This is a genomic window from Sulfitobacter sp. 1A12779, assembly GCF_043557315.1.
In the GTDB taxonomy this organism is placed as follows: Bacteria; Pseudomonadota; Alphaproteobacteria; order Rhodobacterales; family Rhodobacteraceae; genus Sulfitobacter; species Sulfitobacter faviae.
On record NZ_JBIFFU010000034.1, the window covers coordinates 1 to 16388 of the forward strand.

A 16388-nucleotide genomic window follows, 5' to 3' on the forward strand; every position below is an offset into this window, starting at 1 on the left:
GAGTGATCTGGCGGAAAAGCTGACGTGCGAACCGGAAACCGACATTCGCCACTGCGCAGCGAGTCCGGAACTTTGGGCTCGAACCGGGATTTCGCTGCACGGTCACGAACGACCGCTACCGGACAGAAGCCCCTTGCCACAACCTGTGTGCCTAAAACGATCCATATTGTCCCCCTGCCCTGCTCCACGCGAGATCAAAGACTTAGCAGCGCCAGAACCCCAAGACGAAACCTCCTCGGTTTTGGCAGGTTTCCAACCCTCTACTCGTAGCCGCGCTTTGCCTTCGCCATGTGCAACTTAAAACAAGCATCTTTGGCGTCTGTTTCACTGGCAAACCAGTCCGTTCGGACTTGACCGTCGCGACCTATCCGACCCCACTCGCGAACAAGCCCCCAGTCTCCAAAGAGGCCGGGCACGATCTCCATTCGGTAGAATCGACGTACGTTCCTTGAGCTGTCGATCCGCGTCAGGACCATGCCGTTACCCCCACATCCGGGCTGCGATGTCTTGCTCTTCCTTACCTACAGCATCAGCATAGATCGCCGTTGTCGAGAGCTGCGCATGGCCCATCCACTTCTGCAGCATGTGCAGCGGAATGCCGTTCACCGTGGCATTTATCCCGAACCCATGGCGCAAGCCCTTTGGACTGCGGTGTGGCGCGTCCGGTATCCCAGCCTCGATCATAATGCCTTTGACAATCTGCCAGACGCGAACGCGGCTGAGCGGCCAGATCGGTGTCGCCGACTGCTTGCGCGTTTTCTGAGCTTCCCTAATGCCATGGGCGGTGTTGAGGGTGTCCAGATAATCCGGGGGCACCGGGACGGATCTGTAGGCGATCTTCGATCTGCCAGATGCGTCCCTGCGCTTCTTCAAGCTGCGGATGGTGATCGTCCCACCCGACAGGTCCACACGGGCCGGGGTGATCTCGAGCAGTTCTGATGGACGACAGCCTGTAAAGAGAAGGGTCTCGCAAAGTGTGCGGTCTCGGGCAGGCTTTCGCCGCGCCATAGCCAAGAAGGCGGCACGCTCTTCGGCGTTGAGGTAGAGCCGGTTTCCGGCGGTGTCATGGAGGCGCATTTCACTCATATTTAACATTTTACGCGAAATCTGTTAAACGGCGAAGCAGTTTTCACCTCCCTATCCTGCCACGTCACGGGTTTGGCATGCGCTGAGCTTAACACTATTAGTAATACTGTTAACTTGCCCTCGGCGTTCCGCATTTCAGCCCAAGAGCTGCGCGAGGCTTTTTCGCCCTTCGATGCGCGGTGTAGGAAGGTCGGCTATGCGGACAAAGCGGACTTTGGCTCTGATCGAAAACGCACCCCGCAAGTCAGACTCGCAGGGGCTTGTGCTGCTGCCCGTGATCATCGAAATTTTCGGGCGCCAGCCAATCCTCATAGATAGGCTTCATGCGCTGCCAGTCACCGTCCGTCATCGCGAACCAGGCCGTGTCGCGATTGGCGTTTTTCACGATCATGTGCTGTCGGAACACGCCCTCGGGGCGGAAGCCAAACCGCTTGGCCGCGCGTTTCGATGGATCATTCAAATCATTGCATTTCCATTCGAACCGGCGATATCCGAGGCCGAATACGCGATCTGCAAAAAGGTAGAGGGCCTCGGTCGCCATTCGGGTCCGCTGCAATGCTGCACCCCACATGATATTGCCAATCTCCACCACGCCATTGGTCGTGTCTATGCGCATCAAGGCCTGACGCCCCTCGGCGCGGCCACTGGCCTTGTCAATCACGGCGAAAAACATGGGATCGATCGACGCGGATGCCTCTTCCAGCCAGTTATCGAACTCTATGCGGCTCGGTGGCCCTTCGGAGAGCCAGCGAAATCGAACTTCCACCCCCGGGGCGGATGCTGCCATGAACAGTGTGTCAGCGTGGGCGGACACAAGAGGTTCGAGCCGCACATATTGTCCTTCGAGCGTAACGCGCTTAGGTCGTGGGCGCGGGACCCAATCTGTCAAATCCGTCATCCGGTGTGTTCCCTACCTGTCTGTTACGGACGCTGTCACCATCTGTAGGCAAATGGCAAGATGCCGTTCACTTTGGGCTCAATCCAGACCTTAGCTGCGCAATACCCCAAGGTCGGCTTAGGGCTGGTAGAGGCTTAAGCGTTCCAACTCATTGTCGGCCACAGCATTTCTTGTATTTGCGCCCCGACCTACAGGCGCATGGATCGTTCCGCTGTGGCCGGGGGCCTGCCTTGAACGGCATACCGGGCCCCATTTCGGAAACCCGAGGTGAAAGCTCAGGGCGAGACTGATGGAGTATTGTAGCGACGCAGTTTGGGATCAGATCTGGTGCCTCCAGGTCGATCTCGTCGATCTCCTCATCCGTGAACTTACTTTGGCCGGTGTAGATATCTTGAAGCGCCATCAGGAAGATCATCGTCGCCCGCGTCTCTTCGTCGGCTTGATCGAGAAGTTGGCTCCAAGCTTCCGGTCGTAACCGCATGGCGCGCGTGAAGCCATCGACCCAAGGCTCCCACATGACTTCGTCACTATTGGGATCAACCTCATAGATCGGTTCGACCCAAAGCGAGCCAGTTATGGACGCGACGACCGAATTATAATGCGCCATCACCGCACTAATGGTCTCCTCGGCGACGTTCTCGTCAGGGAATTCTGCCTCTCCAGTCTCACCCCAGACCTGAGGCAGCCACTCCGAAGGCGGGATCATCTCCGGGCAGGCAAGAACACCGACTATGTAGCCATCGAGTTCGCTGAGCGTCATCGGCATGTTATCAACGGGCAGCGCACGCAGCAGCGCGTCAAGTTGATCGAGATCTTGATCCGACTGATCCATTGATATCTCCCGGCGATGATGAGGGCTTTTACGCTCCGCAACGCGAGTCCGCAATTGCGTCAATGGCAGCTCCCAACGGGCACGAGTGGATCACCGCAGGCGGTCTGCATGTCGGCATTGAGCCGGTCGCTACAGGTGTTTCTTCATCGCAAGAGAGAAGCCTCCATGATCAATGGCTGTCGGTTTGGCTCAAACTCAACCGCTTCGTCGCATGTGAAGGCTCGGTTAAAGGGGGCTTAACACTTTCTAAGTTCGCCCAGAGCAGCGCGGCGTGAAACCGTATTGCCAATACTGTTAACTGAACCCTGAAGTTCCGCTTTCTGTAAGGTCTGGCGGGTAGGGCTTTCCGCCGCTTGCTGCGAGTACATGATCCTTGGCTTCGCCCGCCTACGCAGCATCTGGTAAGGAGGGCGGAGAGCTGACCTTTGCTGCAAGTGCGATACGGCGACGTCGGTGATCTAATAGCGGACATTCCTGGATTGCCGTCGCCGGTCTCATTGCGGCCTTCGCGATTCGAGTGATCAATGTCCGGCGCGGCGGAGCTGGCGCCCCCCCGCGCGCGCCAGGGGGCCTGATCCGGATGGCCGACCGAGGCCCTCAGCCCAGGGAACATTCCGGCCCGACAGGCACGATGCCGGTGGGGTTCAGCGCCTTGATCGAGTAGTAGCCGCGCTTGATGTGGTCAATGCTGACCGTATCGCGCACCCCGGGGATAGCGAGGATACGGGCCTGGTAGCGGCTTAGGGCAGGGTAGTCCGCGATGCGGCGCAGGTTACACTTGAAGAGGCCGTGATAAGCCACGTCGAAGCGCACCAGCGTCACGAAGAGTCGCACATCGGCCTCGGTGAAGCGACCTCCCAAAAGGAACCCGCGACCGTCGCCGAGGCGCTCCTCGAGTTCATCGAGCATTGCGAAAACCTCGCAGAATGCTTCCTCGTAGGCGACCTGCGTGGTGGCGAAGCCCGCGCGGTAAACGCCATTGTTCAAGCTCGAATAGATGCGGTCGTTGAGCGCCTCGATGTCCTCGCGGAGGTCCGCCGGATAGAGATCGATGCTATGGTCGGCCAGATCTCCGAAACCGGAGTTCAGCATCCGCAGAATGTCGGCGGACTCGTTGTTCACGATGGTCCCGCGCTTCTTGTCCCAGAGCACCGGCACCGTGGCCCGGCCCGAGATCGTCGGGTCGGCCCGGGTGTAGATTTCGTGCATGTAGGACGCGCCCTCGGCCTCGGTCGGATCGCCGAAGTGCCAGCCCTGGTCGGAGAGATCCGGTTCGACGACCGAGACCGAGATCACGTCCTCCAACCCCTTCAGCTTTCGGGCGATCAGCGTCCGCGACGCCCAGGGGCAGATCAGCGCGACATAGAGGTGGTAGCGGCCCGCCTCGGCCTTGAAGCCGCCCTCGCCGGTCGGCCCGGCGCTCCCGTCAGGCGTCACCCAGTGGCGGAAGCTGGAGGTCTGGCGGACGAAGCCACCCTTGTCGTCCTTGGCCTGGACCGGCTGCCAGTCGGCAACCCATTTCCCGTCTCGAAGCATGATCGTCTCCTTAATTCTTGAGCGTGATTGCGGTGCCCCAGGGATCGCGAACGGTCAGGCCGTTGGCATTCTTGATGCTTTCAAGCCCGGCGCTTTCAACCCGGCCAGCGATGGAGGCAATGTCCGCCGCATCACGGACAACAATCTCGATGGCATCGAGACCTGCCATACCCTCGGGGCGTTTGCTGGCCCGGCGGCTGTTCCAGATATTGCCGGCAAGCTGGTGGTGGTAGCCGCCGCTGCCGTAGAAGCTGGCCCCAGGATAGCGCGCCGCGATATCGAGGCCGAGCACGTCGCGGTAGAAGCGGTCGGCTTCGCCCGTGTCGCCCACCTGAAGGTGGACATGGCCGATGCTGCCGTTCTCGGGGAAACCCGACCATTCGGTGCCTGCGGCGCTTTGCAGCAGACCCTGGAGATCCAGCGGGTCGGTGCTCATCCGGATCTCGCCGCCCTCGCCGTGCCAGGCCGAGACCGGGCGGTCCGTATAGACCTCGATGCCGTTGCCCTCGGGATCGGCGAGATAGAGCGCCTCGCTGACGATATGATCCGAGGCACCGTGAAGCGGCACACCCGCCTCGGCGATGTGAGCGACCCAGCGGGCCAGGTCGGATCGGGTCGGCATCAGGAAGGCGGTATGAAAGAGCCCGGCCTGCCGCGGGTCGAGTGGGGAAAGGCCTGGGTCGCCCTGAAGCTCCAGAAACGGCGTGTCGCCGGTGCCGAGGGTGACGCGATGCTCGCTGGTCGCGACCGGGCTGAGCCCCAGCGCCATCTGGTAGAAAGTGGAGACCGCATCGAGGTCCCGCACCTTGAGCCGGACCGCCCCGATACGCATCGGCGCGGTCGTCATGTCGAAGAAGTGGTCGACGGTGGTCATTGCAGGTCTCCTTGTGAAAGAGTGCGGCCGCGGGAGATGACCCGCGGCCAGCAAGGGAGGTCAGGCGAACTGGCCGAGGCGTTGGTCGAGCTGCGGCACGCGCAGCGCGAAGGCTCCGCGTCCCAGGACGGCGACGACGCCTTGCACGACCGCCCAGAACAGCGGGTATTCCCAGCCGCCGCCTTCGTTCGAGAAGCTCCAGCCGAAACCGGAATGCGCCCATGTCGCGCCCAGGAGGACGGGGATCAGCGCGATCGAGACGAGGCGTGTGCCGAGACCGAGGATCAGGGCGATACCGCCCGCCAGCTCTGCGAAGATCGTGAAGTAGGCGAGCACGCCGGGCAGGCCGAGGCCTTCGAAGAAGGCGACGGTGCCGGGGATGGTAAAGGCGCTCACCTTCATCCAGCCATGGGCGAGGAACAGGACGCCGGTCGAGATGCGAAGGGCGGCGGCGGCGTAGTCGGTATGGGTCTGCGTGGTCATGTCAGATGCTCCGTGGGGTTGGGGATGTCAGGAAAACTGCCAGCGCGGCGCGATCCCGGTGCCGTGACCGAAGACGTAGCCGAACTGGATGTTGAGGAAGCCGATGGGCTCGAGGTAGCGGGCGTTGGCGAGCGGGCCGGCATCGACCGGCTCGAGGCCGATCTCGGCGGCCAGCGCCTTGACCGTCTCGCGCGCGGCCTCGTCATCGCCAGCGACGAAGGTCTGGATGGGCTGGCCATTGACCTTGAGGCCCGTGCCGTAGTGCTGGGCGAAGACCGTGTTGAACGCCTTCACCACCGTCGCGCCGGACAGCCTGGAGGCGATCTCTTCGGCCGCCGAGGTCTTGTGCCCGACTTGAAGGCCGGAGAAGTCCTCGGTCACCGGGTTCGAGACGTCGATGACGGTCTTGCCGCTGAAGTCGGCCTTGCCGGCAAGATCCGCGATGGCCCCGTAGGGCGTGGCGACGACTACCACCTCCGCCTTGGCGACGGCGGTAGAGAGATCGTCGTTGCGGCCGATGGTTGTCACCTCGTGGCCGGCCTCGCCCAGAATCCGCGAGAGCCCTGAGCCGACATTTCCGTTGCCGATAACTGCGATACGCATGGCATTCTCCTTCGCTTTGCCGCCCTGCGGCGGCCTGTTGATCACTAAAGCGAAAGTAAGGCTTTCCCATATTCCATAAAATGACGATGTTATGGAATGACTATCGCGAACTTATTCTCAAAAGGGCGCTCATGGATATTGTCGACGAACTCAAGGCTTTCGTGGCCACCGCACGGACCGGCTCCTTCACCGCAGGGGCCGAGCAACTGGGGGTCTCGAACCGCCTGACCTCGAAATACGTGGCCGAACTGGAGGCGCGCCTCGGCGCGCGGCTGCTCCAGAGAACGACCCGGAAGGTGGGGCTGACGCCAGCCGGCGAGGATCTCCTCGCGCGGGCGCCAGCCGTCCTCGATGAGCTCGATGCTCTGCTGGGGTCTGTGTCAGAGGGGTCGCGCGGCCTGAGCGGGATCATCCGGGTCTCGGCGCCTGTGACCTTCGGCGAAGTCTACGTGGCCGGCATGTTGGCCCGGTTCGCCGAAGCGCACCCGGATCTGACTTTCGACCTCAGGTTGGACGATCGCTACGTCGACTTGGCCGCCGACGGCATCGATCTGGCGTTCCGGATGGGTGTGTCGGAGACGCTGTCACTCAAGACGCGCAAGCTCGGCACGTTTCACAGCTCACTGGTTGCGCATCCAGACTACGTGAATGAGCACGGGGCACCGAGAACACCGGATGATCTCTCTCAGCACGCCTGCATTGTCGATACCAACCGGCGCCAACCGCATCGGTGGACGTTTAGCAAAGACGGCACCGCGATCGTCGCCCAAGTGCGGGGCCGGTTCCATGTCAACTCGGCCCGGGCGGCAATCGAGTTGGCCTCGGCCGGCATGGGGATCGCCTATGCGCCGCGGTTCGCGACCGCCGACATGCTGGACACTGGCCGCCTCGTTCCATTGCTCGAGGATTTCGACATGGATGGGGGACCGGTTACCGTCGTTTATCTCGAAGGTCGGACCTTACCTCGAAAGATACGAACCCTCATCGACTTCGCTGCTGAGGATGTTCACGCCATGTCTTGACGAGCCATGAGAGGCAATCCTGGTCGGGTCAACAGCACCGGCATGAATGGCACCTTCGGGTAAGTTGCGACGCAGCGAAAACCTCCCTGACGAAGGTCTGGTCTGGGCCGGAAGTTACCACTGTCATAGAGGGCGGAAACCGGACTTTCGCTGCGCCGCAAGCAAAAATGATCCACCTGAAGAAAGCAGACTCTCGGGGTTGCGACGCGACATTTTTCGGGTGCAGGCGCGGCGAAGGACTGGTTCGAGCCGATGCTCATCAGTGACGATCTGCGCAGCGAACTTGTGCCTTGGGTCTACAAAGCCACCATGCAGCCCGTCAGCACATTCATGAACTCACTCTGCGAAAGATTGAGCGCAGCCTCCCGCCACGCGTAATGCTTCAGAGTGATCGACAGGGGGCACGCGTTTCATGCCAGTCCCCGACGATGCCCCCCCGTGAGGCTGGGACCGGCGCACCCCGGGGTTCGGAACTTCCACCCGCCTGACGCGTTCCAGCCCTATACAGTTTTTCAGAGATCGGCTCGGCCGGAGGGGGAGTTTCTCATGGCGGAGAACAAAAGCTCAACTTGGGATGTAAAGACAATCGGGATCGCGGCGGCGGCAGTCGTTGGGTGGGGGGCTGCCATATATGCATTCACCGACACTGCAGAACTTCAGAAGCAGACCGACCGCACTATCTCGCGCTTGCAAAGCGCTATCAGCACGCAGCAGGAAGCAGCCGGAAGCGTCGAGGAATTGCAGGCGGAGCTCGCATCGCTGGAAACGGAGACCCAGTCCCTGCAGGAGCAGCGCGACGGCATCCAGTCGGACATCGACACCTTGCAGCCGAAGCTTGACGAATTGATCGTACAGCAGACCTCCATTGACGAAACGGTGGCGCAGAAGCAGCAGCAAAACAATGAGCTGGAGCAGCAGATCTCGTCGATGCGTGAAGAAATGACCAGCTTTGAAACCCGCAAGGCAGACATCCAAAGTCAAATTGACTCCCAGACGCAGGAGTTGACCGACATAAATACCCGGGTCGAAGAAGCTCGGGCGCGTGAGGCCGAAGTTCAGGAAAGCCTCGCAACACTTAGTGAGGACAACGCGCGGCTCGCCGAAGAAGTCTCCACCGGCGAAAGCGAGCTCCAGTCTCTGACGGCGCAGGAAACGAATTTGAGAGACGAGGTCGCAACCCTGGAAAGCAGCCTGAACGACATGCAGGCCCGGCAAGCGGAGCTTGAGCATAGTTTCGCCAGCATGACCGAGCGGAAGACCGCCCTGGAAACCGATGTCGCTGACGCCCAAGAGCAGCGAAACGAAATCCAGAAAATTGTAACGGACCTTACCAGCAATGTAGAAGAACGCTCCAACAAGCTGTTGGAGATTGAGGAGCGGATCTCAGCCGCGGAAAACGGTCAGGGGTCTTCTGCGGGCGGCAACAACAGCAACGGGTCGGAAGACAGTCATTCGGAGGCCGAATCAACCGCCACGCGCGAGATGCAAGGCACGCAGGAAAATACTGGCAACGGCGATGATCCGGTCGCTTCCCAAGCGGAAACTTCAAATTCTAACTCCTCCGGGCAGCCCGCCGAAGAGAATGAACGAGGCGACATGTCGTCCGACGCCGAAGGTGAGGGCGTAACCGAGATCGACAGCGACATTAACGACAGCGCCGACTTGGTGGATTCGTTGCAGGAATCTGGCGGCCTCCCGCCCGAAGACCTGTCAGAAGCGGGTAGTCAGAATGCCGGATCCTCCGGCACATCATCGAAAGATGAGATGCAGAGCCCGACATCGAGCAGCGATCAGAAGACTGACACAGCGACCGATGGCGCATCGGGTGATACGTCCTTGATCGAGGGCAACGCGTCTGACACGTCATCGTCGGCGGAGGCGGAAAACCAGAACACCGAAGGCGAATCTGCTGGTTCTGATACCGAAACCGAAAGTGAGAACGCCGCCGAACCAACTCAGAAGCCACAGAAAGCCGGTAACTAAGCACAGATACTCACGCTTTCGGCGATCCGAGGGCTCGTGAGACGATACTTGCGCTAATTTACCGGCAAGACGCAGCCTCCCACGAAAAAAAATGCCGATTGATAGGCGCGGAAAATATTGCGAACATCGCCGTCGTTTAGCAGCAATGGCACTGGGTCCAAGGTCAGCTTTGGCGAGTGCAGTGCCGCTACAATAGATAGACTCCGAAAGGCAGCTTTGGGCCGTGAGCGATTGTCTTCCCCCCCCCCCGACAGGAAGGGCGGAATGCGGTCATTCGCTGCGTGAGGCATGAGGGTCAGCTACGAGGAAATTCCTGACCTTCGCTATGCGGCCGGCCAGCTTTGCGGGGCGGGCACCCGACCTATTGTAGACAGTTCTATTCTTAATTAGCCCTAAGGCTGCGAACGACGCTCTCAGCGTTAACTGCGGGTCCTTGAGTGAGTTTGTTCATTGGCTGAATGATCGAAGCGATGGCCGAGCTTCGAGTTTCGGCAGCTAAATCTGAAGCTTTTAAGACAAAGTCGACTTGCTTTGTGTTCTGGCGAGCCCGGTAGTCCATGCTGTAGTAGACCCCAATGTTGGTGGATCTGAGGTTTCGCCCACTCAATCCACTAAACAAAACACGGATCCGGACGTCACCGGTGAAATGAAAGTAGTCAGCAATGTGATTCACCATTGCGAGGAAACTATTAGCGTAGGAAATCTGTTGAGCTATCCATATATGCTGGCCTCGTTCCCAGGTAAGTGAGGACCTGTGCTCAACGGCATCCTTTATCCAGGCGGTGTCCTCCCAATACGAGATAACCTCCGTTCCGCTTAACCCCTCACTAAGCCGCCAAACCGCACGATGATCGAAGTCTACTGTATTTACATGGACCTCGAGCCCGTCATGGCCCGCTACCTCGATCACAAAGGGACGATAGGGAGTATTGTAGTTGCTTTCGAAAAAGACATGGCCGCCGCGTGCATCATGCGGACGTTGGCGCAAACACTCAGTGATCTTATCGATTGTTACTGGTTCAGCATCAACCAGGTGAAAGCCATAACCCACAAAGCAATTCGTGAGATCAACTTCATATGGCTGTTCCTGAGCCTCTTCCTTCCATCTTCTAACGGTATGTTCGAAGTCAGCTTCAAAAACGCTTTCTTTCTCCGTTTCAGGCGTGGGTCGGGGTTGTTCGATCATGGTTGACAAAGCGCCGAGCAATGAAGCTTTATCGCTTAGAACACAGCGCCTTATCACGTCCTGCCATTCGTTTGGAGACTCAATAGGCGCTGAAACAGGGCCCGCCTTACGGGTGTAGTGTATCCCCTTTGTAACGCCTTGCGTGCGCCCGCGTTCGTCGTTTGGTCCATTCTTTTTTGCGCAAACTGGTGATGTGCCGCATGGGGGCACCCAGATGACTGGCACCGCAAAACCTACTCCCTCCGGTTGCTGTTTACTGACGGTGCAGTGCGGTGCTGGTTGCAAATAAGCAGCCGCGATTTGATTAACTTGGTCTTGATCGACGTCTATAATCTCTGTTGGGATTGCAACCGGGTAAGATCCATCGTCTTCGCGACCCAATACGATCCACCCTCCACCATGATTGGCCAAAGCGCAGATTTCCTTGGCAAGCTTCGCTTTGCCTATATTCTCGCGCAAAGGCAGTGAACGCTTAAACTCAACGTCTAAATCCTCAGTTGAAAACTGTAGGGCATCACCAAGATCAGGGGGCAGTTCGTGGGGCATAATCGACTCTATCAAGTTTCAGAGGAGGACAACCGCAGAGCAGGTCGGTGGTGCTTCTGAACTACCCGTTCCCTTGCTCAGAACATTTACTAAACTTTGCAATTTGGCAATGCCCGCTCATTGCTTTTCGCTGAGCTTCATTTATCGTGGAGCGCTTGTTGGCTCGGGTTCTTTACTGCCGTTCGCCACGAGTTGCATGAAGGTCTGGTATGGACCGTTCTTGCCGAACCAGCATCTGCTGCAACTGCGAATACCCTATCGCGCGGTCAGTTTGGGCTTAATCCTGACTTCAGCTGCGCAATACCCCAAGGTCGGTTTAGGGCTGAGTAGAAGCCTAAACGTTCCAACTCAGTGTCGGCCGCAGCATTTCTTGTATCTGCGCCCCGACCCACAGGCGCATGGATCGTTCCGCTGTGGCCGGGGGCCTGCCTTGAACGGCATACCGGGACCCATTTCTGAATCCCGAGGTGAAAGCTCAGGGCGAGACTGGTGGAGTATTGTAGCGATGCAGTTTGGGATCAGATCTGGTGCCTCCAGGTCGATCTCGTCGATCTCCTCGTCCGTGAACTTACTTTGGCCGGTGTAGATATCTTGAAGCGCCATCAGAAAGAACATCGTCGCCCGCGTCTCTTCGTTGGCTTGATCGAGAAGTTGGCTCCAAGCTTCCGGTCGCAACTGCATGGCGCGTGTGAAGCCATCGACCCAAGGCTCCCACATGACTTCGTCACTATTGGGATCAACCTCGTAAATCGGTTCGACCCGAAACGAGCTGGTTATGGACGCGACGACCGAATTATAATGTGCCATCACCGCACTAATGGTCTTCTCTGCGACTTTTTCGTCAGGGAATTCTGCCTCTCCAGTCTCACCCCAGACCTGAGGCAGCCACCCCGAAGGCGGGATCATCTCCGGGCAGGCAAGAACACCGACTATGTAGCCATCGAGTTCGCTGAGCGTCATCGGCATGTTATCAACGGGCAGCGCACGCAGCAGCGCGTCGAGTTGATCGAGATCTTGTTCCGACTGGTCCATTGATATCTCCCGGCGATGGTGAGTGCTTTTACGCTCCGCAACGCGAGTTCGCAATTGCGTCAGCGGCAGCTTCGAACGGGCACGAGTGGATCGCCGCAGGCTGTCGGTTTGGGTCAAATTCAACCGCTTCGTCGCATGCGGAGGCTCGGTGAAAGGGTATTTAACACTTTCCAAGTTCGGCCCGAGCAGCGCGGCATGAAACCGTATTGGCCATAGTGTTAAGTTAACCTTGGCGTCCCGCATTTCGGCAAGGAGCTGGGCGAGGCTTTTTCGCCCTTCGCTGCGCTTCTCATGGATGTCTTCTAAGCGGACTTTGCTGCCTTTGGCCTTAGTGCTATCAGGTAGCAATCGGAGGTTTGAATTATGACACCTGAAAAACTAAGAGAAATTTATGGCAGCGCTTCGCCACATGCAGCGGCGAAGGTTATTTCGCAATTCGATAAGCATTGTAGAAAATTCATAGAACACGCGACTTTCCTCGTACTTGCGACCTCGGATGGTACAAATCTTGACGTGTCGCCAAAAGGTGATCCTGCTGGGTTTGTTGAAGTAGAAAGCGAAAAGACGCTTTTGATCCCTGACCGCCCAGGCAACAATCGGATTGATGGTCTCTTGAACATTTTAGCACATCCCAAAGTAGCACTTTTGTTCATGATTCCGGGAGTTACGGAGACCCTTCGGGTGAATGGTACAGCTGAAATAAGCGATGCCCCAGAACTCTGCGACAGGTTCGAAATCAACGGAAGAAGCCCTAAGACGGTCCTGCGTGTTTTTGCTGACGAGGTTTTCACTCATTGCGGCAAAGCACCTATGCGGGGTGGCTTATGGAAACCTACGACCTGGTCGGAAAGCCGCCCCATCGCTCCGCTCTATGAAATGATCAGAGACCACTCCAAAATGGAAGTTGCCTCTACTGAACAGTCTTATTCTGAACAGCGGTACAGAGAAACCTTGTACTGATCGTCGCGGTCGCATTAACCACCATTCTTCAGTCTGGTAGGTTGGGCTCACTCCGGAAGTTTGCCGCACCACACCCCGAGGTTCGCACTGCGGGACCAAGCTGCCGTTGCTCAAGCGCCGGAGCTAATCATATCTTGAATTTTCACCGCCTTCTCGAAATGATCAAGCTCATGCGTTTTGATCCACCATACCGCCATATCGCCGCTTCCATAAGCAGCTCAGCATCATCTCCCCACGGATAGAATGCAACGTCACTGAAGGCCCAATCCGGACCTTGAACCGACAACCAAGAGATCTCGTCGAGACTCATCATTGTCGTCATTCGCTGGTCACTGCAAACTTAGTGCCTTCCAGCCTCCAATAGTGCGTGGAAACTTCCCCACCATCGGTCACGTTTTAGCGGCGCGAGGCCGGCGTGAGTTCCGGATAATTTGACTGCATGCCCTACTTGTGACCTCTATCATGAAAAGTGTTTGAGCGAGAGACTACAAGTGATCTTCTTAAGTTATGTTAGCGAGGACCGATCCCGCGTATTGCCATTCTATGAGCTTCTCGATGCCCACAGCTTAGACCCATGGATGGACTGCAAAAGCATCCTCAGCGGTCAAAACTGGGACTATGAAATAACGACCGCACTTGAGCGTTCAGACATCATCCTGGTTTTCGTCTCCGAACACTCGGTCGACAAAAGGGGTTATGCTCAAAAGGAGATTAGTTTCGCACTTGAAAAGATCAAAGAGAAGCTGGCCGCTGATATATACGCAATCCCGATTCAACTCGATCCGGTCGACTTCCCTTGGGCATTGAAGGATATTCAGTTTCTTCAAGTAGAAGGAAAGAGCCAGTCCGATGTCGAAAGCGAGTTACTTCGTTCGATTGAAGCAGCTCAGAAAGGAGCGAAGGATAAGATCATTGAGGCGCAATCCAAGGCCGAAGTGCGATGGCATTTGGATGAAGCAAAGAGCGCCTACCACGGTATCCCGGGGTACTCAACAACCATCCAAAGAATTGCAGTATCGTCAACGAAATATACTCAAGTCAGAGATATTGCAGATCACGTAAATGGGATCCTCGCTGAACACTCGATGTCTTCGAGAATTTCTGCTCTTTCACCTATGCCAGCGTCTTATAATCTCATGCAAAGCGAGTGGCAGCGCACTGATACTTTTGATGCCATCTTTCAATCCGCACAGATTGTTGGGAGGATCCTTTCTATTGAGTACAGTCTGCACTGGTACAACGCTGGGGCCGCACATCCGGTACATGCTCCACGGACATTTAGCTACCTTTTGGAACCTGTAGTGCATCTCGCGACGTTTAAAGAGCTATTCCGCGACGATCGCGCCCTCAGGGCTATTCAAAGTGAGGTACGAAGCTCGCTTGCGTCAGAACTCAACCTCCCAGATGCCGGGCTGGCGGATACCAACTGGATTGAGGAAGGCACCAAGGATTGGGATGACTTCTCGAATTTTGCGTTTACTGATGATGGCCTAACAATTAACTTTGCCTCTTATCAGGTGGCCGCATACGCTGCTGGCATGCCCAAGGCAAAAGTCCCATACAAAATCATTGTCGAGCATCTTGAAGACCATGTTCTTCACGCGCTTGGCTTGTATCGGCCAATGGCCTGAGGCGAGCCCAAAATAACGCGATAGGAACCAGCGTTTGTCGATGATGGTTGCTTGCGTTCAGCCCATTGAACCGGATGTCGCTAAATAGCAGAAAGGGTTCGTAGAAGATAGTCGCGGGTTGACCCTGTCGGGGTCGGCTCTGGGCCAGCTTTTTTCGCGTGATTTCGCTAAGGCTGCGAATGCTGCGGACCTGTCTCGGTAAAATGGGCGCCAAGGGGCATGGTTTGTGGCGTCTGATTTGGCCTGGCTAAGATCCATTTATTCGACGAACTCCTGTGTTAAAATTAGTGTTAAATATTGGGTTACGCTTGAAATCTTCCTCCTATCGAATTGACATCAAACGAAAAACTTGGATTATGTGTGTGTGAACCGACAGTCGAGTGTGGGTAGGAATTGGGGTTTACGTGTGTGAACCGACAGTCGCAATGACCTGTGTGTGAACCGACGAACTTATTGACTCTGTGTGTGAACCGACGATAGAGGTATCATCGTGTGTAAACCGACGAAAAGATGATTCCATGACTGAGCTGCCTGCTCGTGAGCCTCTCCTTCCCGATCGGATGCAGCAAGGCGACTTTTTTTTATGTGACATTTTCGATGCGGCACCAAAAGCAGATATGGCAGGTATGGAACACCCCATTTTTTCCATTTCGACGAAGCCTGATCGAAACCTGAGACGGTACGAAAATGGGTCCAACTTTGTTGAGATCACACCAAGTGTGAAGGGGATAGCGACTGTCCACGACAGGGACGTCCTGATTTATTGTATCAGTCAGCTCATTGCCGCTCTGAACGCCGGTAGAGACGTCTCCCCTACCTTACGGTTTTCCGCCCATGATATGCTGAAAGCCACAAACAGGATGGTTGGCGGCGATGGATACAATCGCCTTCGCGCGGCACTCCAGCGCCTTGCCGGTACAAGGATCGAGACGAACATTGTGACGGGCGGGACAGAAGAGCTCGATGGGTTCGGTCTCATCGACGATTATAGGATCGTGCGGGAAAGCCGTGAGGGGCGCATGCAAGAGTTGGAAGTTACCCTATCCAGATGGGTTTTCTCTGCCATTCAGGCCCGTGAAGTACTCACCCTCTCCAGAGACTACTTTCGTCTCCGCAAGCCGCTTGAGAGAAGGCTTTATGAGATTGCCAGGAAGCATTGCGGTGCAAAGCGCGAGTGGAAAATTGGTTTGGTGAAACTCAAGGCAAAATGCGGATCCAGCTCAACTGACAGGGAATTTCGGCGACTTTTGGGAAAAATTATCGAAGAAGATCAGGCACATGGGCACATGCCAGATTACGCTATCCGCATGGATGAGGAAGGGAAAAATGTCTTGTTCATTGCCCGTGGGTCGGTGCCTGTCCCGGTTGAAGACGTGTTTGAAGGACCCCTACCCTCTTACGCCCATGAAGACGCCCGGTCAGCCGCACCAGGCTGGGACCCGCGATACCTCGAGCAAGAATGGCGCCGGTGGTGTGGTATCGAGGAAATCGAACCGAAGCACCCAGGACGGCACTATATCAAGTTTTGCGAAAGCTGGTTTACGAAGCGAGGGCGGCCTGGGTGATCTCTTACCCCGCCCGTTTCCCTGCGTGCTTCCGTAAATATTCCTCCAAGGCCTCTGCGATTATCTCTTGATGCGGGATCCCGGTGTGCGCCTTATGGATTTGCAAATCGAGGTATGTTCGCGGTGGGCATGCGAAAGACAGCCGCCGAGG

Annotated in this window: 16 protein-coding genes; 5 read left to right on the forward strand and 11 right to left on the reverse strand. The window is 56.9% G+C overall.

Going from position 1 to position 16388, the window contains the following annotated elements; all coding sequences use genetic code 11:
- Window positions 1–260 precede the first annotated feature (260 nt).
- From ACGYLQ_RS19275 to ACGYLQ_RS19310, 8 genes are all read right to left on the reverse strand, one after another.
- Window positions 261–476 (reverse strand): WGR domain-containing protein, encoded by a 216-nt coding sequence (locus ACGYLQ_RS19275; protein ID WP_394444416.1) that lies wholly within the window; start codon window positions 474–476, stop codon window positions 261–263.
- Window positions 477–480: 4 nt separating this feature from the next.
- Window positions 481–1086 carry a tyrosine-type recombinase/integrase gene (locus ACGYLQ_RS19280; protein ID WP_394444417.1) on the reverse strand — a complete coding sequence of 202 codons (606 nt, stop codon included), beginning with the start codon at window positions 1084–1086 and terminating at the stop codon, window positions 481–483.
- Window positions 1087–1330: 244 nt separating this feature from the next.
- On the reverse strand, window positions 1331–1984 hold the full coding sequence (locus ACGYLQ_RS19285) for a GNAT family N-acetyltransferase (RefSeq protein ID WP_295039777.1): 654 nt from the start codon (window positions 1982–1984) through the stop codon (window positions 1331–1333).
- Window positions 1985–2132: 148 nt separating this feature from the next.
- A complete protein-coding gene (locus ACGYLQ_RS19290) occupies window positions 2133–2816 on the reverse strand; it encodes a UPF0149 family protein (protein ID WP_394444419.1) in 684 nt (227 codons plus the stop codon).
- Between the two features lie 597 nt (window positions 2817–3413).
- Window positions 3414–4352: a glutathione S-transferase family protein gene (locus tag ACGYLQ_RS19295; RefSeq protein ID WP_394444420.1), complete on the reverse strand. Its 939-nt coding sequence runs from the start codon at window positions 4350–4352 to the stop codon at window positions 3414–3416.
- A gap of 10 nt (window positions 4353–4362) precedes the next feature.
- Complete coding sequence (locus tag ACGYLQ_RS19300; RefSeq protein WP_166125640.1) at window positions 4363–5226, reverse strand: VOC family protein; 864 nt, start codon at window positions 5224–5226, stop codon at window positions 4363–4365.
- 60 nt (window positions 5227–5286) lie between these two features.
- Complete coding sequence (locus ACGYLQ_RS19305) at window positions 5287–5709, reverse strand: DoxX family protein (RefSeq protein WP_166125638.1); 423 nt, start codon at window positions 5707–5709, stop codon at window positions 5287–5289.
- 27 nt (window positions 5710–5736) lie between these two features.
- The gene (locus ACGYLQ_RS19310) at window positions 5737–6312 is read right to left on the reverse strand and encodes an NADPH-dependent F420 reductase (RefSeq protein ID WP_166125636.1); all 576 of its coding nucleotides are present in this window, start codon (window positions 6310–6312) and stop codon (window positions 5737–5739) included.
- A gap of 131 nt (window positions 6313–6443) precedes the next feature.
- Between ACGYLQ_RS19310 and ACGYLQ_RS19315 the strand changes: the two genes are divergently transcribed.
- Window positions 6444–7334 carry a LysR family transcriptional regulator gene (locus ACGYLQ_RS19315; protein ID WP_180828223.1) on the forward strand — a complete coding sequence of 297 codons (891 nt, stop codon included), beginning with the start codon at window positions 6444–6446 and terminating at the stop codon, window positions 7332–7334.
- 546 nt (window positions 7335–7880) lie between these two features.
- Window positions 7881–9317, forward strand: a complete 1437-nt coding sequence (locus tag ACGYLQ_RS19320) for a hypothetical protein (protein WP_348410274.1) — start codon at window positions 7881–7883, stop codon at window positions 9315–9317.
- A 382-nt stretch (window positions 9318–9699) separates the two neighbouring features.
- Here the strand turns inward: ACGYLQ_RS19320 and ACGYLQ_RS19325 are convergent, their stop codons facing one another.
- Together ACGYLQ_RS19325 and ACGYLQ_RS19330 are read right to left on the reverse strand one after the other, a co-directional pair.
- Window positions 9700–11049: a helix-turn-helix domain-containing protein gene (locus ACGYLQ_RS19325; RefSeq protein WP_394444422.1), complete on the reverse strand. Its 1350-nt coding sequence runs from the start codon at window positions 11047–11049 to the stop codon at window positions 9700–9702.
- Window positions 11050–11397: 348 nt separating this feature from the next.
- Complete coding sequence (locus tag ACGYLQ_RS19330; protein ID WP_394444423.1) at window positions 11398–12429, reverse strand: UPF0149 family protein; 1032 nt, start codon at window positions 12427–12429, stop codon at window positions 11398–11400.
- A gap of 15 nt (window positions 12430–12444) precedes the next feature.
- Here ACGYLQ_RS19330 and ACGYLQ_RS19335 point away from each other — a divergent pair, with 15 nt between their 5' ends.
- Window positions 12445–13041, forward strand: a complete 597-nt coding sequence (locus ACGYLQ_RS19335) for a pyridoxamine 5'-phosphate oxidase family protein (RefSeq protein ID WP_304951555.1) — start codon at window positions 12445–12447, stop codon at window positions 13039–13041.
- 110 nt (window positions 13042–13151) lie between these two features.
- Here the strand turns inward: ACGYLQ_RS19335 and ACGYLQ_RS19340 are convergent, their stop codons facing one another.
- Complete coding sequence (locus tag ACGYLQ_RS19340; RefSeq protein WP_394444441.1) at window positions 13152–13238, reverse strand: DUF6500 family protein; 87 nt, start codon at window positions 13236–13238, stop codon at window positions 13152–13154.
- Between the two features lie 276 nt (window positions 13239–13514).
- Between ACGYLQ_RS19340 and ACGYLQ_RS19345 the strand changes: the two genes are divergently transcribed.
- Both ACGYLQ_RS19345 and ACGYLQ_RS19350 read left to right on the forward strand, forming a co-directional pair.
- Window positions 13515–14672 carry a TIR domain-containing protein gene (locus ACGYLQ_RS19345; RefSeq protein WP_394444425.1) on the forward strand — a complete coding sequence of 386 codons (1158 nt, stop codon included), beginning with the start codon at window positions 13515–13517 and terminating at the stop codon, window positions 14670–14672.
- A 518-nt stretch (window positions 14673–15190) separates the two neighbouring features.
- On the forward strand, window positions 15191–16237 hold the full coding sequence (locus ACGYLQ_RS19350) for a replication initiator protein A (RefSeq protein ID WP_394444427.1): 1047 nt from the start codon (window positions 15191–15193) through the stop codon (window positions 16235–16237).
- The last annotated feature ends 151 nt before the right edge of the window (window positions 16238–16388 follow it).